Annotated in this window: 16 protein-coding genes; 14 read left to right on the top strand and 2 right to left on the bottom strand. The window is 48.7% G+C overall.

Features of this window, described 5'->3' with window-relative positions; all coding sequences use genetic code 11:
* Positions 1–69: 69 nt before the first annotated feature.
* Positions 70–1,194 (top strand): MFS transporter, encoded by a 1,125-nt coding sequence (locus BMY78_RS23845; protein WP_090904018.1) that lies wholly within the window; start codon positions 70–72, stop codon positions 1,192–1,194.
* Positions 1,195–1,206: 12 nt separating this feature from the next.
* Here BMY78_RS23845 and BMY78_RS23840 read toward each other — a convergent pair whose 3' ends face one another.
* Complete coding sequence (locus BMY78_RS23840) at positions 1,207–1,647, bottom strand: Lrp/AsnC family transcriptional regulator (protein WP_090903854.1); 441 nt, start codon at positions 1,645–1,647, stop codon at positions 1,207–1,209.
* Between the two features lie 170 nt (positions 1,648–1,817).
* On the opposite strand from BMY78_RS23840, the gene BMY78_RS23835 reads away from it, so the two are divergent.
* The 7 genes from BMY78_RS23835 (at position 1,818) to BMY78_RS23805 (ending at position 8,448) form a co-directional block, all read left to right on the top strand.
* On the top strand, positions 1,818–2,993 hold the full coding sequence (locus tag BMY78_RS23835) for a serine hydrolase domain-containing protein (RefSeq protein ID WP_090903853.1): 1,176 nt from the start codon (positions 1,818–1,820) through the stop codon (positions 2,991–2,993).
* Between the two features lie 90 nt (positions 2,994–3,083).
* The gene (locus BMY78_RS32955) at positions 3,084–3,260 is read left to right on the top strand and encodes a hypothetical protein (protein ID WP_177185853.1); all 177 of its coding nucleotides are present in this window, start codon (positions 3,084–3,086) and stop codon (positions 3,258–3,260) included.
* A 264-nt stretch (positions 3,261–3,524) separates the two neighbouring features.
* The gene (locus BMY78_RS23830; protein ID WP_079697326.1) at positions 3,525–4,343 is read left to right on the top strand and encodes a purine-nucleoside phosphorylase; all 819 of its coding nucleotides are present in this window, start codon (positions 3,525–3,527) and stop codon (positions 4,341–4,343) included.
* Positions 4,344–4,628: 285 nt separating this feature from the next.
* Complete coding sequence (locus tag BMY78_RS23820; RefSeq protein WP_090903851.1) at positions 4,629–5,168, top strand: SMI1/KNR4 family protein; 540 nt, start codon at positions 4,629–4,631, stop codon at positions 5,166–5,168.
* Positions 5,169–5,213: 45 nt separating this feature from the next.
* Positions 5,214–5,654 (top strand): GNAT family N-acetyltransferase, encoded by a 441-nt coding sequence (locus BMY78_RS23815; RefSeq protein ID WP_090903850.1) that lies wholly within the window; start codon positions 5,214–5,216, stop codon positions 5,652–5,654.
* A 141-nt stretch (positions 5,655–5,795) separates the two neighbouring features.
* Positions 5,796–7,043: an MFS transporter gene (locus BMY78_RS23810; protein ID WP_256222351.1), complete on the top strand. Its 1,248-nt coding sequence runs from the start codon at positions 5,796–5,798 to the stop codon at positions 7,041–7,043.
* An 82-nt stretch (positions 7,044–7,125) separates the two neighbouring features.
* Positions 7,126–8,448 carry an LLM class flavin-dependent oxidoreductase gene (locus BMY78_RS23805; RefSeq protein ID WP_090903849.1) on the top strand — a complete coding sequence of 441 codons (1,323 nt, stop codon included), beginning with the start codon at positions 7,126–7,128 and terminating at the stop codon, positions 8,446–8,448.
* 157 nt (positions 8,449–8,605) lie between these two features.
* Here the strand turns inward: BMY78_RS23805 and BMY78_RS23800 are convergent, their stop codons facing one another.
* Positions 8,606–11,755: an alpha-mannosidase gene (locus BMY78_RS23800; protein WP_090903848.1), complete on the bottom strand. Its 3,150-nt coding sequence runs from the start codon at positions 11,753–11,755 to the stop codon at positions 8,606–8,608.
* A gap of 231 nt (positions 11,756–11,986) precedes the next feature.
* Here BMY78_RS23800 and BMY78_RS23795 point away from each other — a divergent pair, with 231 nt between their 5' ends.
* The 6 genes from BMY78_RS23795 to BMY78_RS23770 all read left to right on the top strand — a co-directional run bounded on the left by BMY78_RS23795 (position 11,987) and on the right by BMY78_RS23770 (position 21,868).
* Entirely contained in the window at positions 11,987–13,819 is a 1,833-nt protein-coding gene (locus BMY78_RS23795; protein WP_090903847.1) for a cache domain-containing sensor histidine kinase, read from the top strand.
* Entirely contained in the window at positions 13,816–15,375 is a 1,560-nt protein-coding gene (locus tag BMY78_RS23790; protein ID WP_090903846.1) for a response regulator transcription factor, read from the top strand. The genes BMY78_RS23795 and BMY78_RS23790 overlap by 4 nt, the downstream gene beginning before the upstream one ends.
* Positions 15,376–15,659: 284 nt before the next feature.
* Positions 15,660–16,565 carry an ABC transporter permease gene (locus BMY78_RS23785; RefSeq protein ID WP_205524889.1) on the top strand — a complete coding sequence of 302 codons (906 nt, stop codon included), beginning with the start codon at positions 15,660–15,662 and terminating at the stop codon, positions 16,563–16,565.
* A gap of 24 nt (positions 16,566–16,589) precedes the next feature.
* The gene (locus BMY78_RS23780; RefSeq protein WP_090903845.1) at positions 16,590–17,546 is read left to right on the top strand and encodes a carbohydrate ABC transporter permease; all 957 of its coding nucleotides are present in this window, start codon (positions 16,590–16,592) and stop codon (positions 17,544–17,546) included.
* A 58-nt stretch (positions 17,547–17,604) separates the two neighbouring features.
* Positions 17,605–19,104: an ABC transporter substrate-binding protein gene (locus BMY78_RS23775; RefSeq protein WP_090903844.1), complete on the top strand. Its 1,500-nt coding sequence runs from the start codon at positions 17,605–17,607 to the stop codon at positions 19,102–19,104.
* Positions 19,105–19,204: 100 nt separating this feature from the next.
* Entirely contained in the window at positions 19,205–21,868 is a 2,664-nt protein-coding gene (locus BMY78_RS23770) for an endo-beta-N-acetylglucosaminidase (RefSeq protein WP_090903843.1), read from the top strand.
* The last annotated feature ends 40 nt before the right edge of the window (positions 21,869–21,908 follow it).

The following is a 21,908-nucleotide window of genomic DNA, read 5'->3' as shown; positions in this document are numbered from 1 at the left end:
AGAGTCTTCGTGAACCAGAACACATTGGCAAAAGAACGCCTCCCCTGGTCAGCTCTGCTCGCTTTGGCCATGGCGGGATTTATATGCATTCTTACAGAAAGCCTGCCGGCGGGGCTGCTGCCGCAGATAGCACAAGATCTGGAGATCGGGGAAGGTTTGGCTGGACAGCTCGTCACTTTATATGCGGTGGGATCTCTTCTGGCGGCAATTCCCCTGACGACAGCAACTCGTGGATGGAGACGCAGGCCGCTGCTGCTATTATGCATCTTCGGTTTTCTAATTTTCAACACGATTACGGCCGTATCCTCGGTATATGGTTTGACCCTTGCTGCACGCTTCATGGCGGGCGTATCTGCTGGAGTGTTGTGGGGAATGACTGCGGGTTATGCGCGCCGGATGGTTTCAGACTCGTTAAAGGGAAAAGCGATGGCTGTCGCTATGGTAGGCACACCGCTCGCGCTTGCATTGGGCGTTCCCTTGGGTACCTTTTTGGGCAATTACGCAGGATGGCGTCTTATTTTTGGAACAGTCTCATTATTGACGGTAGTGCTTGTATTGTGGGTGCTCTGGAAAGTACCTGACTATGAGGGAGAGCCTGCACGTCATCAGATTGCGCTTCATCGGATTTTTGTTATACCAGGGGTTCGTCCCATATTGTTTGTTGTTCTGACCTGGGTACTGGCCCATAACATTCTGTACACGTATATCTCACCTTATCTGGGCGAGACGATGCTGTCCGAACGGGTAGATCTGGTTCTGATGATCTTTGGAGTGACTTCGGTAATTGGTATTTGGATTATTGGGCTGTTGATTGATCGTTACATGAGATTATTGATTCTGGTTAGCCTTGTTCTATTTGCGCTGGCCTCGCTGGCGATGGGGATCTTTATCCATCAACCGATGATGATCATTCTGGGAGTAGTGGCCTGGGGGCTTACATTTGGAGGGGCGGCTACGTTATTACAGACTGCAATTGCGCAGGCGGGCGGCCAAAGTGCCGATGTTGCCCAATCCATGCTGGTGACAGCATGGAACCTGGGGATCGGAGGGGGAGGGATCGTCGGAGCCATCCTTCTGAACCAGACAGGCGCTCGTTTCCTGCCGATTTCCCTGATCCTGTTGATCGTTATGGCCTTACTCGTCGCCTGGTCCGCCAGTAAACATGGTTTCCCAAGGCAGGTTAAGGACCGATGATCGATGAAACATTTACACCGGATTCGTTCCTTCGATGAGATTTTTGGTTGCAATAGGTGAGGACATCGCGACGAGGGTGGTGTAAGTACCGTATTGATCGCATCGGTCCCCAAATGCTTCAAGACCAGCAATCGAATCCGTCATGATTTTCAACAGGTAATTATGTTCTCCACTGACGCGATGGCATTCGACCACTTCGGGTGACGAACGGCAGAAATCAAGAAAGGCATGACAATCCCGTGTGCGAAAAAGAACATAGGAAGTGCTCGATCTCCCTATTTTCTGCGGGGAAATGATGGTACGGTACTCCTCGATTACGCCGCTTTCTTCCAAGCGCTTCACGCGTTCCGTTACGGCGGGTTGAGATAAACCGACCAGCTTACCCAGTTCCGTCATGGACAGCCTTGCCTGATTTTGCAAATGAAAGAGGATATTAGTATCGGTTTGGTCCATAAGATGGCCTCCTTTTAAATTATAGGAAATGTTTTGTAAATGCCTTTATATTCATCGCAGATTAAAGCGGATAACTTGGTTGTCTTATGTAATACAGATGAGATCATTTATATAATAAGCACACTTACTTTAAATAATCAAGCACGTGACATATGGAGGAGAAGAGTGAAATGAGAGACAAAGATATGAGGTTTAACCCTGCATTTGTGGAAGAAGTGATTCACCGTACGTTGGCAGAAAAAAGAATTGTAGGTTCCGTTGTTCAGATTGCGTGGAAAGGGGAGGTGGTCTATACCAGCGCAGATGGGCTCGCCGATCGGGAACAGAACAGACGCATGCAAGAAAATGCACTGTTCAGGTATGCTTCTGTAACCAAGCCGATTGTATCCACCGCCGCCATGGTATTGATATCTCAGGGTAAATTAAAGCTGGATGACCCGGTTATGAAATGGCTGCCAGAATTCCGTCCCAAACAGCCAAATGGGGAAGTTGCCTCTATGACGGTTCATCATCTGATGACACATACGGCGGGGTTAACGTATCGTTTTTTTCAGGAGAACGGGGGAACATACGAACTTGCCAGAGTATCAGATGGAATGGATATCGCTGGCATTACGCTGGAAGAGAATTTGCAGAGGATTGCTTCTGCTCCACTGCTGTATGAGCCCGGGAAGATGTGGAGATATTCGATTGCAACTGATGTACTCGGTGCAGTTATTGAGAAAGTGACCGGGCTGACACTGCGAGAGGCAGTACAACTGCTCGTGACTCATCCACTAGGCATGAAGGATACGGATTTTGTCGCTGTGGATTCGATGAGAATGACGGCTGCCTATGCGGACAGTTCCGACAGTTCGGGGCAACCTCGTCGCTTGCGTGATGAAGACCAGGTTCCTTTTATTGAAGGAACGGCGGGCTTCCAACTCGCTCCAGATAGATACCTTGATCCATCGGCCTACCTTTCGGGTGGTGCGGGCATGATAGGAAGTGCGGGAGACTTTCTGGTATTGCTCGAAACGCTGCGTCAAGGTGGAGGTTCGCTGCTTCCTAAAGCGCTGGTCACCGAAATGATGACTAATCAGATTGGCGATCTGGATATGCCTTATTGGCCAGGCAGAGGATTTGGTCTGGGATTCACGGTGCTGAAAGATCCGGTAGAAGCAGGTACACCGGAGTCTGCTGGAACGTGGCGTATGGGAGGAACCTATGGTCACTCGTGGTTTGTTGATCCAACAGAAGAACTGAGCGTTGTCGCGTTTACCAATACAGCTCTGGAGGGCATGTCGGGCAGGTTCACAACGGAACTTTGCGAGGCTGTCTATGAGGGGATTGAGCGAGAAAGATAAGTGGTGTTATGGATTAATATGGAATAATGTGATAGAGTAAAGCAGCAGATATAGTGAATTCTAAATTTGATTCCGAAATGAGATGAGAAGATGGATCGCATCCGCAATTACCTGTTTGTCTTCGCAGGCAATTTTCTAGCTGCCTATATAATCTTTCCAGAAAGAACTATTGGTAAATCCGTGATGTTTGCTTCACTGATGCTGCTGCTGAGCATGGGAATGGATTTCATGAAAAGCAAAAATCAGCATTCGCTGGAGCAGCAGTAAGCCAGCATATCATTACATGTCATTCGGAATACCTTATCCGTATTTTAATAGTAGAACCGATTCTCGACAGAGGATCGGTTTTTTGTGTACAGTTGAAGCATGAATAGCTTGAATATTGATTGAGTCAGAAGGTGGGGGAGCTTTTCGTGATCCGAAACGAATATCTCTTTATCCGGCTCCCATTTACATGATCGCTATTGTTCATTACACTTGGTTTATAGTACTTATTTAATCCAAACTCAGATATTCAGGGGGAATATATTTATGCATCAATCCGCACATATTCAGGAAGCCAGAGATTACATATTAAACCGTATTAATGACAAACCTGTCGTGGGCATGATTCTCGGATCAGGGCTGGGAGCGCTCGCGGACGAGATCGAGAATGCTACCGTCATTCCATATACGGACATTCCTTATTTTGCTCAATCCGAGGCGATTGGTCATGCCAACGAATTGGTCATCGGAGAGCTGATGGGCAAGACTGTCGTAGCGATGAAAGGACGTCTTCATTATTATGAAGGGTTTACGCTGGATGAAGTCACGTTCCCTGTCCGGATTATGAAAGCACTGGGTGTCGAGCAGTTGATCATCACCAATGCTTGTGGAGCAATTAATACCAGCTTTGAACCCGGACAGCTTATGTTGATTACCGATCATATCAATCTGGTAGGCAATAATCCGCTGATGGGGCCGAATAATGCTGAGCTGGGTGTGCGTTTCCCGGACGTATCACAGGTATATAATCGCGAACTTCGCAGTATCGCCCTGAAGGTAGCGGAGGAGCAGAATGTTGGTTTGCAGCAAGGGGTGTATGCATGGTGGAGTGGTCCGGCGTATGAGACTCCAGCCGAGATTCGTATGATTCGTACAATGGGTGCAGATGCTGTGGGGATGTCGACGGTACCTGAAGCGATTGTAGCCATTCATGGCGGCATGAAGGTGCTGGGCATTTCCTGTCTGACCAATATGGCTTGCGGCATACTGGATCAGCCGTTAAGTCATGATGAAGTCATTGAAGTCGCGGCAAAAGTGAAAACAACCTTCATTGGGCTGGTCAAAGGTATTCTGAAAGAGATGTAATCCGTAATCGAGAAGGATGTTTCCTTTCAAAGCACAACTATATTGAGCATTGTCCAAGACGGAGTGATCCGTTGGGCAGTGCTTTTTTTTCTTTGGTGGACAAGGCTATTTGGCAAGATGGGCATAAGCTCCCTTGTATTTTTCAGACCTCTTATCGTACTGTTGAAAGATAAGGATTATCATGATTATCAGCGCATCATCTATATCTGGGGAGAAGCGTGAAGTATAGACTTTCTGTATGAACGGATGAGGCGACTATAAAGCGCACAAGAAGGAGGATGTAGAATGATCAAGCAAGCAGAGCTGCTGTGGCAACGTATTATTGAAAAAGGGACGGGTGCAAATGCAGACGTTGAAGCAGCGCTCAATCTTCAACCTGGTGTGAGCGATGAAGATTTTCGATCCGTAGAAAACGAACTTGGTGTGACCTTGCCTGAGGAGATGAAGGCTCTCTATCGTGTGCATAACGGACAAGCCTGGAATGTTGGCGTAGATTCCTTTGTTCGTAACCTGACGTTGTCACCTCTGGATCAGGTGAAGGAGAACTGGGCCTTTTTGCAGGAAGAATTCGACCCGGACGAGATGGAGCCCGAGATTGAGGATGATGCCATTAAGCCAGTACTGTGGAGTAGCAAATGGATTCCGATCGCGGAAAATGGTGGTGGGGATTATCTATGTCTGGACACTGACCCATCCAGTGCGGGAACGGTAGGACAGGTGTTGTACTTTTGGCATGATTGGGGACATCGTTCGGTTGAGGCTAAGGGATTATTTGAATTTATTCAGAAATGTATAGAAGAAAAGGATGAGGAAGATAGAACGTAGGAGCACGAGTTCAGAATAAATTAATGCATAAAAGGAGCCTTTACAATGATCCAAATAACCATGCGTCAAGCCAAGCAGGCAGATCAGGAGCACCTTGCAGAGCTGCGTGCCCTGGTTCTATATGATGATCTACACAGGTTGGGAAGGTACGACGAGGTGAAGGTACGTGAACGTTTCCGTCATACATTCGACCCAGTCCACACGTGGATGATCGAAGTCGACGGTGCACGGGTGGGGTGTGTAGCGTTGAAGCCCAAGTTGGAGGAGATGCTGCTGGAACATTTCTACATACATCCCGATTATCAAGGTCAGAAAATAGGGACCCAAGTGCTGGATATGCTGTTGAAACGGGATGACGTCCGGGGCAAACGTGTTATTTTAAATGTGTTGCAGGGCAGTCCGGCTCGGCGATTGTATGAACGCTTTGGGTTTGTTTTGGACAGTGAAGATGAGGTGGATGTATTCATGTCCGTTCAAGTGCAGTAATCGTTACTGTCAAAAAAGCAGCATATAACAGATCCATTCATTTAATTCTTGAATGGGTCTATTGAACTTTTCTATTATACTTTCCAGTTACGGTATCCTAATATGGATAATAACCTACTTTTTATATAGGAATTATATAGTATGGAGAATGCCAAGATGCCGCATTGGAAGCGAAATCTATATATTCTGTGGTTTGGCCTATTTTTCAATCATATGGCTTACACCTTGTCTGTGCCGTTCTTTCCGCTGTTTCTGCAAAATGATCTCGGTATTCAGAGTGGATTGGAAGTCTGGTCCGGCATTTCGATCTCGATTAGCTTTCTGATTAGCGGACTATGTGCTCCCTTCTGGGGATCGCTGGCTGACAGATACGGCAGCAAACTGATGCTGATTCGTTCAGGCGTTGGTCTCGCCATTGCTCACCTGGCTAACTATTTCGTTTATGATCCTTACACGTTTATCGCTGTGCGGATATTTCAGGGACTCATGGCCGGCTTCAATCCTGCATCCATTACGTTGGTTGGCACCAATACTCCGGAAAAGCATGTAGGTTATGCGCTTGGTGTCATCTCCACATCCACGGCTGCCGGAGGAATTCTGGGACCACTTGTGGGTGGAGTACTAAGCCATTGGATCGGGCTGCGCGGATGCTTTATCGCCTCGGGAATCATTACGCTGCTCTCGGCTGTGATGGTGATATGGGTAAAAGAAGCCCGCGGTCCCCGCACTGTGGTTCGCACAAGTATTCTGGGTGATCTAAAAAAAGCAGCCTCCACTCCGGGATTAATGCGGATCTATGGTTTGATTTTGCTCGTTTCAACTTCCGTGCTCATTATTGAACCTGTACTGACGCTTTATGTGGTCCAGATTGGTGGAGATGTCAATACTGCAACACTTAGTGCAGGAATCGTTTTCTCGGCCATCGGCGTGGCAACGGTAATCATGGGGCCGCGCTGGGGAAGAATTGGCGGAAAAATTGGATACGAGAAAACGCTGTTTATCGGCCTGCTGGGCGGTGGCATTGGCAGTTTACTGCAACTAACGGCGGTTAACCTCATTTATTTTGGAAGTCTGCGATTTGTCTATGGCCTGTTCTTTGCTGCCGTGTATCCGGCCTTGAATGCGTTAATCATCCAATATGCTGACCGGGATTTCCGGGGGAGGGCTGTCAGTCTGAGTCAGACTGCGAATCAATTCGGTATTGTACTCGGCCCGTTACTCGGCGGTTTTCTCGGCGGATGGACGGGGATTCCTTTTGTTTTTCTCCTGACAGGCATTGTCCTTCTGGGAGCAGCCTGGACAGTCCGGGCAAGCGAAAGGAACCAGGCGAATAAACCGGGATTGGGTATGGCAGCAGCAGATGCAGGCGCAAAAAGCATAACGAAATGAGGAATGAAGAAACGGCTCTCAGAGAAAAAAGGTACTCGGACTGAATTAATTGTTCATCACCACACCATAGGGAGGAATTCATATGTCACAACGACGATTGAGATTGGGAGCAAACTTGAATGGAGTCGGAAATAGCATTTCTTTTTGGCGACACCCGGATATTCCGATCAATGCCAGCGTAAATCTGGATTTCTACAAGAAGCAGGCGATTAAGGCGGAGGAAGGGAAATTCGATCTGCTCTTTATTGCAGATGGTCTCTTTATCAACGAGAAGTCCAATCCTCATTTTCTCAATCGCTTCGAACCTCTGACGCTTCTATCCGCACTCGCTGGGGCAACTTCCCACATTGGGTTGGTTGCTACATTGTCTACTTCCTATAGTGAACCATTCACAGTGGCAAGACAATTTGCCTCGTTGGATCAATTAAGCGGAGGGAGAGCCGGATGGAATGTGGTTACTTCACCTCTGGAAGGCTCGGCGCTGAACTTTGGCAAAGGTGAACATCCGAACCACGCGCTGCGCTACGAAATTGCAGAAGAACATCTGAATGTGGTTAAAGGGCTGTGGGATTCCTGGGAGGATGACGCGTTTATCGGGGATAAAGAGAACGGTGTTTTCTTCGACCCATCCAAACTGCATACGCTGAACCACAAGGGAGATCACTTTTCTGTCCAAGGTCCACTCAATGTGGCACGCTCGAAGCAGGGACATCCTGTCGTTTTCCAGGCAGGTTCTTCGGAATCCGGCAAGGAGCTGGCGGCCCGATCGGCCGATGCTATATACACGGGGCACGAGACGTTGGAGGAAGCCCAGGAGTTCTATTCGGATGTGAAGGCAAGAGCGGTGGCTTATGGTCGTAAGGCGGAAGATATCCTGATCTTCCCTGGCATCGGTCCCATTGTGGGCAGAACGGAGGAAGAAGCGGAGCGCAAGTATCAGGAAATCGCGGAGTTGGTCGATATTGACCATGCACTGAATTATTTGGGACGTTACTTCGATCATTATGACTTCTCCCAATTCCCGTTAGATGAGCCTTTCCCGGAAATTGGTGATTTGGGCAGTAACAGCTTCCGCAGTACAACAGACAAGATCAAGCAGCAGGCCCGAGAACAGGGACTGACCCTCCGCCAAGTGGCATTGCTTGCATCAACGCCCCGCACATCCTTCATCGGTACACCGGAACAGATCGCTGATCAGATTCAGGAGTGGTTCGAAGGCGGAGCTGCGGACGGTTTCAACATTCGTACCGTTGTGCCGAACGGACTCGCGGACTTCGTGGATCTGGTCGTACCTGTCTTACAAGAGCGCGGCCTGTTCCGTACCGAGTATGAGCATGAGACATTGCGCGGTAATCTGGGTCTTGAGATTCCACGCAATCGATATACATTAGAGACGGTAAAATAAACATCAATTATGGTACATCGAACTTGCTTCCAGTTCAGAATGCTTTATAAGCGCTCCAGAAAGCTCCTATCCTAACGATCGACACGAAGAAACCAGCAAGTCGCCCATCATCTGGGGACTTGCTGGTTTCTTTGGTTAAGCTGCTGCAGTTATAGGATTATACTCTCAGATCAATCTCAAACGTCTTGATTTCATAAGGTTCAAGAGCAAAAGTTATCGGTGCATTATACAGGAGTTCGCCCTCCGGCACTTCCATAAGATTGCATTCTCTCCACGCGTAAATCCGTAGATCGCTTGTCAGTTCAAGCATATTCATGCTGCCGGAATAATCATGAACGCGTACGATGACACGATTGGAATCCTCCGCCTTCTTAACTGCCGAGATCATGGCTGTGCTGCCGGACAAGGTGAACATGGAGCGACTTGGCTGCTCTGATTGTCCCTGTGTATATCGAGCTGGAGCATTCAGAAGCCAGGCTTGCTGCACGGTTCCGCCAACGAGCCAATCTCCCTGATGCGGAAGAAGAGCATAGGTGAAGCTGTGCAGTCCCTGATCCGCATATGGATCAGGGTGCGTCGCGCTCTTGATCAGGGTCAGCCGCATGACGTTGTCTTTAATGTCATAACCGTACTTGGAATCATTCAGCAAACTGACGCCATAACCTCTGTCGGACAGATCAGCCCATTGATGGCCAACGGATTCGAAACGCGCCCAATCCCAACTTGTGTTCCAGTGCGTGGGCCGTTTAACGTTACCGAACTGAATATCGTAGGTGGCTTCCGTAGAGCGGATGCCGACTGGGAAGGCAACTTTCAGCAGTTGCTGCTGTTCATGCCAATCCACCTCAGTGGCGTAATCGATTCGTCGATGCCCGGTATATACAGTCATGTTCTGCGTAATCGTGGAGCCGAGGTATTCCCAAGCGAAGCGGATCACGGACTGAAGTGGCCCCGTCTCTACGACTTCAATGCTGGTGCATTTCGTAATCTCTCGCATATCTTCCTGATAGAAGATATCAATATCCCAGGCCTCGTGGGCAAGTGGTTTGTCCTCGAACACCTGAAGCACATTGCCTCTAGCGCCTTTGGCAAGCACCTCACGGTGTGACTCTTTATCGTAAAGGCGTGTCAACTGCCCATTCTCATTCCACTCAAGCAGATAGAACGGTGTCTCAATTCCATTGGCTGAGTGGATGAATGGCGAATGCTCAGGGATAGCGTTTACCGTACTGCTCTGGAAGTGAATGGTGGTATACCCCAGCGAAGGAATATTATTCACCTCGACGGACCAACGTGCATCCTGGTATTGAGCGTTCAGGATCTCTCCGGAATCGCTCAGCCAAGTTCCCGTTTCCAATTCGCCTGATGCCGCAGGAATGCTCACGATTTCTGTAACGACCCATGGGGAAGAGTTCCAAATGGTGTACGTATGCGGAGATTCTCCGCTGCAAGCGATAGCCATCCGAGCCTGCGTGTCCACGTGACTGCCAATCTGCTCAGCTTCTGCATATTCAATTCTGCTATCCTCATACACCTCTGTGATGGAGGAACCGGGAATGATGTCATGGAACTGGTTGCGCAAAATGATTTTCCAACCCGCAGTCAGAGACTTCGCTTGATACAGATTCCAGTCATTATGCACAATACTTTGCAATGCATTCAGCCATTCCGCTTCGCGGTAAGCCAGCTCAAGCTTGCGGTTCATCCGTTTGTTGTACGCCTGACTGGTATACGTTCCGCGATGATACTCCAGATACAGTTCACCATCCCAAGTATGGATGTACGAATCGGTTTTCTCGACCGTCTCCTGCAGTTTTTCAAAATAATCATCTGCGCGTCCTGTCTTGACCTTGGGCAATCCGGGCAGTTGATCCAGCCGACGTCTCATCTCCAGCATTTCGCGGTTAACTCCGCCTCCGCCGTCTCCGTATCCGTACGACAGCAGCAGATTCTGGTTCATCTCCTTATCACGGTAGGCATCCCAGATGCCCTTGACCGTCTTCGGAATGATTTTCCCGTTATAGGTATAGAACCATGAACCCGGCTCGGACCAAGGCTCGGGTGTAGTAATGAAGTGGGTCAGCACCTCTGAGCCGTCAATGCCGCGCCAGTGGAATGTATCGAATGGCATGCGGTTGTATTGGTTCCAGCTGATTTTGGTTGTCATGAACGTATGAATGCCGGATTTTTTCAGAATTTGCGGCAAGGACCAGCTGTAGCCGAAAACATCGGGCAACCATAGATATCGGCAATCCGTCCCGAATTCTTCTTTGAGAAAACGAGTGCCAATCAGCAATTGTCGGACCAGCGATTCACCCGAGGTCAGGTTGCAGTCAGCCTCCAGCCACATGCCACCGCCCGCTTCCCAGCGACCTTCAGCGACACGTTCCTTGATGGATTCGTACAGTTCCGGGTAGTCCTCTTTCACATATTCGTACAATTGCGGCTGTGTCTGAAGGAAAACATACTCCGGGAACATCTCCATCAGACGCATGACCGTAGAGAAGGAGCGGGCGCATTTCTCGCGCGTGTGCTTCAACCGCCACAGCCAGGCAACGTCAATATGAGTATGGCCGATACAAGTAACGGTCACATCAGAGGCCTTGTCCATCGCATTCAATCGGGAGCTTAGGTCATCCCTTGCGTCATGCACAGAAGTATAGAAGACATCGGACTTAGGCTGCGACCAATCGATCAGGCGGAAAGACTGCTGGAGTGCATGAAGCAGCTTTGTGCGTTCCGGTGCATGGGCATCCAGAATGTTGACCGTTTCCAGAATTGCTGACCCTGTAAATACAAGATCATCAACAGCTTCATCCAGCCAGCACAGTTCTGCTTGTCTGAACGTATGCGTCTGGTTGCGGGGCTGACCGCCACCTTCCAGACCGGACCATAAGCGGAAGACCAACTCGTTGGTGCTGCCTGCGGCAGAGGCTGGAAAGAACACTTCCTTGTGGTTGGAATCTACGCCTTGAAATGGCTTGCCATCCCAGTAGAACAGTGATTCAAAGCCGGAATTGTTACCACCCCCGGTATCGCCAAAATCAAACAGTCCGACAATCCGTTTATCTTCCCAGGAGGCAGGGAACTCGACTTTTGTACGCAGCCACAAATAGAGATCTCGACCGGACCAACTTTCTCCTGTATGCATAGGCTTCCAATGGCTATCGTCTCCAGGCAGGACCGGGTTGATCTCTTCTCTGCGGTCTTCGCAGGCGAGAAAATGATTTAAAGGCAGACGATCCCGGTAACGGAGCTCGGATAATTCATGAATACGTGCTTGTAGTTTGTTTTCAGTAAGAAACATCATAAAAACCCCCAGTTCATTTTATCGGGGAGTGATTCATATATAGAGAGCATCCAAAGCGAGTATGTATTACATAACTTTTATAGGGGAATGCGCCCATTATAGCGCTTCCATTCAATTTTGACAAATCATAATATGGATTACTGGTTCTATGCGCTGGTGATTGTCGAATTTAACCAAACGGTGATACACTGAGTTGGAAATGGGTCTGGAGGAGGTGTTCAGGCGCGAATGTCCAGGATACGAACCATGTATAAGAACTACTTGAAGAAAAAAATGTTCAACAAAATTCTGCTGTTTTATTCCATGGTGATGGTCCTGTTGTTCATCAGCATCGCGGTATTGGCCTACCGCTACTATGAACAGCGAGTGGTACAGGAACAAATGGATGCGAGTTTGCAGGAGCTGGATATTGTCAGCATCAACCTGAATCAGCAGTACGAACGGCTGTATAGTGCCGTGCAGCAGATTTATACCGACGCCATGATCGGCGATGATCTGAAGTATTTTTTGACTCATGAATACGAGGATTTTCTCAATTGGCGTCTGAATCAATATGCTTACAGCTACCGCACGGAGCGAGGGAACTTCGATTATCAATTACGTCTGCTGTTAAAGGATGAGGCTTCGATTGCAAATGTCGTCTTATACAGCACGGATCAGGATTTCTTCTATGTTCTTAATCGGGAGACCCAGCACTTTTACTATCATCCCAAGCTGTCTGCAGGGCATCAGGACTGGTTCCAGCGGCTGAGGAGTGCACCTTGGCAGTACATGGGCAGCGAACCGCTTTTCGAAGGGAAAATGGATGATGAGCCTACTCCATATAGCTACGCGAATGTGCTCAAGGACTCCGTGACATTGAAGCAGTACGGAGCAATTATGTTTGAGCTGAATACAGACCGTATCAAAGGGCTTCTTCGAGACAGACCGGGCGGCAAGAACAGTCGGATCATGCTGATGACCGGGGAAGGTGAGGTGATTTTCGATTCGCAGGGCAAGTATGACAACACCGTCTACCCATACTGGGGGAAGATGAATTTGCCGGAGGATTGGGTGGATCTGGAGGAGCGCTCCAAGGTGCAGCTGCTGAATATCGGGAATACGGGCATGGTCGTGGCTTCTATTATTCCGGAGTCGCACATCAAACAGAGCCTTCAGGCGATTCGTTTCAGCCTCATTGGGATTGTGATTCTGTGCATCATGATTAGCATCGCGGTGACGTTCACCATCATCCGCCGTTATTCCAAAAAAATTCACAGACTCGTGCTTTACATGCGTCGCTGGCAGGAGGGGGATCTAAGTAAACGTATCGAGATGGAGGGGGAAGATGAGCTGCAGCAGATTTCGCAGAGATTTAATCATATGTGTGATCGGCTGGAGTCTTACATAGAAACGGTATATGTGTCAGAGATCAAGCAAAAGAACGCGCAGCTTGTCGCTTTGCAAGCCCAGATCAATCCCCATTTTCTGTACAATACGCTGGAAAGCATCCGCATGAAAGCCATCAGTATGGGAGCCAGGGATGTTGGGCAGATGATTTATATTCTCGCCACGATGTTCCGTCATTTGATCAAAAAGCAGACCCATGTAACTTTGGCGGAGGAAATAGAGCTGTGCGGCATGTACCTGGCTTTGGTCCAATATCGGTATGAGGACAAGCTGCACGTGGAGACCCATATCGAGAATGCAGCGGCGGGAAGCATGGTCGTCAAGTTGCTTGTCCAGCCGATTATTGAGAATTACATTGTGCATGGTTTTCGTACGAATGATGAGGATAACCGGATCTCCATCACAGCCGAAGAAGAGAACGGCGTGATTCACATCCGTGTGAAGGATAACGGAAAGGGGATGTCCGCAGAGAGATTGCTTGAACTGCAGCATGGGTTGCATAAGGGTGATGAAGCTGCTGAGACATCTGACCGATCTTTGGGTCTTAAGAACGTGCACGACCGCATACGTCTGAATTATGGCAGTGATTATGGACTGCACCTGAACAGTGTGGAGGGCGAAGGATGTGAGGTGACCATCAGCATTCCAGTTACAAGGGAGGAAATGGGATGAGAAGTGTAATGTTGGTCGATGATGAGCCGCTTATTGTGAAAGGAATGCAAGCCATCATTGATTGGGATCAGAATAACATGCAGATTGCCGGAACGGCATGCAATGGGTTGGAAGCGCTAGCAATGATGGACGAGGTTCCTGTCGATCTGATTATTACGGATATCATGATGCCACAAATGACCGGACTTGAATTGATCCGGGAGACTAAAGCGCGCAATCCATATACCAAATTCATTATTTTGAGCGGTTACGAAGAATTCAAATATGTGCGGGAGGGCATCTCGCTGGGCGTCGAGAACTACCTGCTCAAGCCAGTCAATATGGATGAACTGGAAGCGACCATCAAGCATATGCAGCGGGATTGGGAGCACGAAGAGATGCGCCAGATTCAAATGGATCAGAGCTGGAGGATTCTGCGCAACAATATTTTGCAGCGGTGGGCGAACGAGACCATTGACGCTAAAGAATTCCGTGAGCGTGCGCAGATGCTTGAGATTCCCATGAACAAGTCAACATATTGTGCGGCTTCTCTTCGAATTGTAGGCGATGACAAGGGGGATGATCCCCAGATGTATCTGCCGGGAATTGCTGAGCAGTGTGAGCAGATCGGAAACAAAGGCCTCCCGGATGGCTGCGGTGTTATCTGCTTTCCCGATCAGGAGGGAGACATCATGCTGCTGTTCGTTTCAGCCGGTACGGAAGGCAGTGCTGAGTGGCAGCTTCAGGCACTTAACAGGATGAAGCAGGCGGTCGCCGAGGATACAGGTGCACGTGTATGGGGGATCATCGGTCAATCCGAGTCGACCTATCTGGGTTTTCCGAAGAGCTGCAAGTCCGTAAAGCTATGGCTTCAGAATCATTTGTTTATGGATTGTAATACCTTCATTATGCAAGTGGAGAACGAAGAAGCTGCCAATGAGTATCAAGAGAAGCCAGGGCCTGCGATGGAGCAGTTTCACAAGCTGCTGCGGGATGGTGAAGGTACTGAGGTGGACCGGTTCATCGACGAATTCTTCATTGCTGAGGGTAAGGAACCCTGTCTACCGAGAACACCGTTCTTCAATTCTGCGATCCAGCTTATGCTGGCCGCCAAGGAACTGGAGAAAACGCCTGACTATGGGGACATCTTCGGGCCCCTGTCCAGAATTCATACGCTCAGCAAACTGAAACAATTGGTCAGAAAGGTTGTTCATCGCACGCTGGATACATATCATACCGCCGAGAAAACGTACAGCCCGCATATCATGTCTGTGCTGGAGGTGGTGAAAAATCACTATCAGGATGAGCTGTCACTTAAGACGCTCAGTCAGAGGCTGGAGCTTCATCCGAACTACCTCGGCCAATTGTTCCAGCAAGAGGTCGGTACCACCTTTTCTGATTATGTGAACCAGTACCGAATCGAGCGTGCCACTCATTTGCTGTTATATTCGGACAAAAAGACGGCAGAAATAGCGGGCGAGGTGGGTTATTGGGACTCTACTTATTTCTACAGACAGTTTAAGAAATATGCTGGCGTTTCTCCTACGGAGCTGCGCTCAATCTACTTGAAAAAGTAAGCCGGGGCTCCGGCTGAATGAAGATACTCCCCATGTGGGGGTGTCTTTTTTGTTATGGAATGAATGTACGATCTTTAATTAATCCATCAATTTATTGGGTTTTTCAACTATCTCAAAATTGGTAGCGCTTGCATAATGGAAGTAGGAGTGAACGAGGAAATCCAAAGCAACAAAAGAGCTTAGATCCAGTGTTGATTATAGGGGATTAATGCTGGATGCAGCTAAAGCAATAATGAACGAGATTATAAGGAGGGACAGCCGTGCAGGGCATCTTCAAAAGTCTGATGAAGAACAAGGCGTTTCTTCTGCTGGTACTGCCGGGAGCAGCTTGGTTTATCATTTTTGCCTATTTGCCAATGTTCGGAACGATTATTGCTTTTAAGGACTTCCGGATTCATCCGGGCGGATTTCTTGAAAGCGTTCTAAAAAGCGAATGGGTCGGGTTCAAGAACTTTGAGTTTCTGTTCTCCACCAGTGACGCCTATATCATCACACGTAATACCATTCTGTATAACCTGGGTCTGATCTTTCTCGGGCTGGTACTCGCGGTGACGCTTGCGATCATCATGAACGAACTGTTGAACAAACGGCTGGCGAAGATTTACCAGACCGCGATGTTTATGCCTTATTTCCTGTCTTGGGTTATTATCAGTTATTTCGTCTTCTCGTTTCTGAGTGTGGAAAAGGGTGTGTTCAACCAGATCATTACCTATTTTGGTGGAGATCCGGTTAGTTGGTACAGTGAGACAGGGTATTGGCCGTATTTTCTCATTCTGCTCGGCCTGTGGAAAGGTGCAGGTTATGGCAGTGTAGTATATCTGGCGGCAATCGCAGGTATCGATCGTTCTTATTATGAGGCAGCGATGATCGACGGTGCTACGAAGTGGAAACAGATCCGGTACATAACGCTGCCACTGCTCAGACCGCTAATGATCATCCTCACCATTCTGGCGATCGGCGGGATCTTCCGTTCCGACTTTGGACTGTTCTATCAGGTTCCGCGGGACTCTGGTGCGCTGTATCCGGTCACCAATGTCATCGACACGTTTGTATACCGCGGCTTGACCATTATGGGTGATACAGGAATGAGTACAGCTACAGGATTGTATCAATCGGTTGTCGGTTTGATTCTTGTCCTACTGGCAAACTATGCTGTGCGTAAAATTGAAAAGGATTATGCCGTATTCTAGGCTTGCGGCAAGGGGGTGCTGTCCATGAGTAATTTAAGCGAACCGGTAAAGCGGGCATCTGCCCATGCGAAGAGGACCAGAAAGAAATCGAGAGATCTGAATGCCATTTCGCCATTATCCAATGTGATTTTTAATATAGCTATCGGTCTGTTTGCCTTATCTTGTATCTTTCCGTTTCTGTTCATCGTGATCATCTCATTTACCGATGAGAGGACGCTGGCGATCAATGGCTTTAAGTTATTCCCTGAAGTCTGGACGCTGGATGCCTACCGATTCCTTATGGAGTCCGGGCAGCAGATGGCCCAATCGTTTGGGGTTACCTTAACGGTGACGGTTGTCGGAACCGCGCTAACACTGTATTTGGTCACCACGTATGCGTATGCCATCTCGCGCAAAAATTTTGCGCAGCGTCGGTTTTTCAGCTTTTTGGCCTTCTTCACCATGCTATTTTCCGGCGGTCTCGTTCCCAGTTACATCGTGGTTACGCAGGTGCTGCACTTGCGGGATTCGATCTGGGCGCTGATCCTGCCGTCAATCATGAACGCTTTTTACATTATCGTTATGCGTACATTTTTCACGACTACCGTGCCGGATGCGGTTATTGAGTCGGCCAAAATCGACGGAGCTACTGAATTCGGTATCTATACGCGCATCGTACTGCCGATTTCGTTGCCGGGCATCGCGACTATTGGATTGTTCAGTACGTTAGGATTCTGGAATGACTGGTTCAATGCGCTACTCTACATCGACAATGCGAATTTGATTCCACTCCAGACATTGCTAATTCGAATACAGAACAATATGGATTTTGTTGTGCAAAACAGCAGCCGGGTCGTGTCCTACGACATTGCCTCGACACTGCCAACGGAGACCGTCCGCATGGCGATGGTTGTCTTGGCTACACTGCCGGTTGCGCTGGCGTATCCGTTTTTCCAAAAGTATTTTATACAAGGCCTGACCATTGGTTCGGTCAAAGAATAAGTCTGGTTGTGCCTGCCCTCAAAGGGCAGTAACAATAACATTGATAAGGGGGATACACATGAAGACAAGAAAAATCGCTCTGCTCATGGTTACTTTACTGCTTGCTTTTTCTACTGTTCTAGCAGGTTGCGGTGGCAGTAATACCAATGATACAAGCGGGAATGCGGCATCCGGGGGAGAATCCGGCGATAAGGACACAGTGAAGCTCAAGGTATATCTGATTGGTGGTCCACAGCGCGATCTGCCAATGGTGCAGGAAGAAATGAACAAATACTTAATGGAGAAAATAAATACAACTGTCGACATCACGATGATTGACTGGGGTGATTATTCCAAACGTATGCCAGTCATTACCGCTTCGGGCGAAAATTATGATATCGCTTTCACCTCTTCCTGGGCTTATGACTATCTGCCAAATGCCACCAGAGGAGCATTCCTGCCAATCAATGATTTGTTGGATAAGTATGGTCAGGGCATTAAAGAGCAGCTTGATCCACGATTCCTCACAGGATCGCAGATCGATGGCCAAAACTATGCTGTGCCAGTGAACAAAGAGTTGGCTTCGCAATGGGTATGGCGCTTCAACAAGCAGTACGTTGATAAATACAACATGGACATCACCAAGATTCGCACATTAGAGGATCTGGAGCCTTACCTGAAGCAAATTAAGGACAATGAACCAGCCGACATTACTCCGCTGGCTGTTCCGAAGGGCTTTAAGCCTTATCTGGCGTTCGACTTCCTGCTCGGTGACGAATTCCCGGTGGGTATCAACATGAATGGTGACACCGGTAAATACGTTAATGTGCTGGAATCCGAAGAGCTGAAAAGCTCGTTAAAAACCATCCGTAAATACTATCAGGCTGGTTATCTGCGCAAGGATGTAGCAACGTTGGAAGGCATCGACAACATCAAAACAGGCAAATGGTTTGTTGACCGTGAACAGACGCAGCCGTACGCCGAACTGGGATGGTCCAGAAGTGCGGGCTATGATATCGTGACTACACCGATGCAGGATCCGGTTATTTTCACTGGCTCGGCAACAGGCGCTATGCATGCAATCTCGGCGAACTCCAAGAACCCGGAACGGGCCATGATGTTCCTGAACTTGCTGAATACCGATCCATATCTGCGTAACCTGATCAACTACGGCATTGAAGGAACACATTACAATAAGATTTCAGATAATGTCATTGAGGATCTGCCAGCGATGAAGGACGGATTCCAGATGCCTGGTTTTGCCCTGGGTAACTTGTTCCTGACTTACATGCACAAGGAAGATCCAGCTGATAAGTGGGAAGCGTTCAAGGAATTCAATAATTCCGCGAAAGTTGCTCCAAGCTTTGGCTTCAACTTCAATCCTGATCCGGTGAAGACGGAAGTGGCTTCCATCTCCGCCATCGTGAAAGAATTCTACCCATCCATCATGACGGGAGCTGTTGACCCGGATGAGCATCTGCCGAAAGCGATCGAGAAGTTGAAAGCGGCAGGTCTGGATAAAGTGATTGCAGAAGCACAAAAGCAGTACGACGAATGGAAAGCTGCAAATCAAAAATAACCTGAATTATAAAGTAGACATGGAAACGTCTGTCCTGGTTTGACGGACGTTTCTTTTTTCACCCTGATTAGTTTGCCAAAACTGGATTGGAGGGTACGGTATGAAAAAACTTGGTGCGAGTCTCCTATTTGTAATATTGGTATGCGCTGTTCTTTCCTCAGCGGCCTTGGCGAAGCAACCTTATTCATCCTATTGGCTGCCTGAACAATTGCTTCACTGGAATCCAGCTTCCGACCCGGATGCGGCATTTAACCGGAGCACCATTCCGCTCCAGAGCCGATTCACAGGAGAGGCAGTTAACCCGAACGCAACAAAAGATCCTAAAGTGATGGCCTTGTCTGCGTTGAATCAGGGAACCAGTGGCGTTCCGTCACAGGGCTCGGATACATTCTCTGCAAATACGTTCTCTTACTGGCAGTATGTCGACAAGCTCGTATATTGGGGTGGCTCGGCGGGAGAAGGTATTATTGTGCCACCAAGCGCCGACACGATTGATGCGGCACACCGGAACGGAGTGCCAATCATGGGCACAGTGTTCTTCCCGCCATCCGTATACGGTGGCAAATATGAGTGGGTGAAGCAAATGCTTCAGCAGAACAGCGATGGTTCCTTCCCGGCCGCGGATAAATTAATTGAGGTAGCGGAGTACTACGGTTTTGACGGCTGGTTTATCAATCAGGAGACTGAAGGTGGAACAGCCACTGACGCACAGTTAATGAAGACATTCCTCCGTTATCTTCAGGATCATAAGCCTGCGGGTATGGAGATCATCTGGTATGATTCCATGACGAAGGAAGGCAATATTTCATGGCAAAATGCGCTGACGGACCGGAATGCAATGTTCCTTCAGGATAACGGGAACAAGGTATCAGACAGCATGTTCCTGAATTTCTGGTGGAATGATCTTGGCAGTTCTGCTGCCAAAGCCAAAAGCCTGGGCAGATCACCATTTGAACTGTTCGCAGGTATCGATGTGGAAGCGAAAGGATACGATACCAGTCTGAAATGGAATTTGCTGTTTCCTGAGGGAAAACCGGCTGTGACTTCCCTTGGCATTTATCGGCCGGATTGGTCGTACAACAGCGCGGACAGCATGACCGATTTCTTTGCCCGTGAAAATAAATTCTGGGTAGGGCAGAACGGCAACCCGGCCAATACGGCGACAAGCCAGGCCTGGAAAGGGATTGCGAACAATGTGGTTGAATCATCGCCGGTGGACCAACTGCCATTCACGACCAACTTCAACACGGGCAGTGGTAAGAAATTCTATGTTCATGGCCAGCAGGTACGGGATAGTGGTTGGAATAACCGCAGTTTACAGGATGTGCTTCCGACATGGCGCTGGCTGACAGAAAGTAAGGGTAACGCACTTACGCCGTCCCTCGATTGGTCGGATGCCTACTATGGGGGCAGTTCCCTTAAGGTATCGGGTACGCTAAGTTCGGCAAATGCTACCCATCTGAAGCTGTATCAAACCGATCTGAAGATTGAGCCAGCTACCAAGCTGTCGATCACGTACAAAACGCAGAACAAGCCGAGCATGAAGGTTGGTCTGGCTTTTGCAGACCGTCCTGATCAGTTCGTCTTTTTGGATGTAAAAGACAAAAAGGCATCGGGTTGGACGACGGACATCTTGAATCTGACGCCTTATAAAGGAAAGCGGATTGTGGCATTGTCTTTGTATTTTGACAGCAAGGAAATCATATCGGATTATGACATCCATATTGGTCAGATATCCATTCAGAAGAATGCTAATCCAGTGAAGCCACTTGAAGCAGTTCAAGCATTGAATGTCATCCAATCCGATTTCCGCGGCGGTATATACGGTGATGCAAGGTTGAAATGGAACGCGTTGGACAACGACAAGGAAGTTCAACAATATGAGATTTACCGTGTTCTGCCCGACGGCAAAGAGACTTGGGTGGGTGCGACCACCAATAACGTCTTCTATGTGCCTGAGATGAAGAGAATCAACGCGGAACAGGCAACTGTACTGAAAGTCGTGGCAGTGAATGCAAAATATGAGCGCGGCCAGGCTGCCAGCGTGACCATCCAATGGCCGGCGTATCCTAAGCCGGAAGCAGGATTCAAGGCCGATGTAACCCTGATCACACCGGGTCAGCAGGTGCATTTCACTGATCTCTCTTCCGAGGTGACGGAAGGCTGGTCTTGGACTTTTGAGAATGGCAGTCCGGCTGTCAGCACGGAGCAAAATCCAGTGGTAACGTATGACAAGGAAGGCACGTACAATGTGACGCTTACAGCTACCAACAGTTCGGGGCAGGATACGGTAACGAAGCAAGCTTTGATCACCGTCAGCAAGGGCGCTTCGGGAATCAAAAATGTCGCACTTGGCAAAACGGCCACTGCCGACCATGCCTGCGGACCTGCTGAAGATGCGGGAAAGGCCATTGACGGCAAGGTGACGGGCAACAGCAAGTGGTGCGCACTGGGGAACCAGCAGCATTGGCTGCAAGTGGATCTTGGCGAAGAACATCAGATCAGTGGTTTTGTCATCAAACATGCGGAGAGTGGTGGGGAGTGGTCTGGTTTTAATACGAGCGACTATTCGATCCAGGTCAGCGCTGATGGCGTGAATTGGTCTGATGTAGTTCATGTACAGGGGAATACCGCAGCCGAAACCTCGGATGCAATTGCGCTGGTCAAGGCTCGTTATGTGAAGGTGAATGTGCTGAAACCGACGCAGGGCGGCGATACGGCAGCCCGAATCTATGAGTTTGAGGTTCATGGGTTGCAGCCGTAGTTGGCGGTTGAGAAGTGACAAGTGTAGCTGTGAAATTAGC

Source organism: Paenibacillus sp. OK076 (assembly GCF_900110055.1).
Lineage (GTDB): Bacteria > Bacillota > Bacilli > Paenibacillales > Paenibacillaceae > Paenibacillus.
This window is presented reverse-complemented; position numbering and strand designations above follow the sequence as displayed.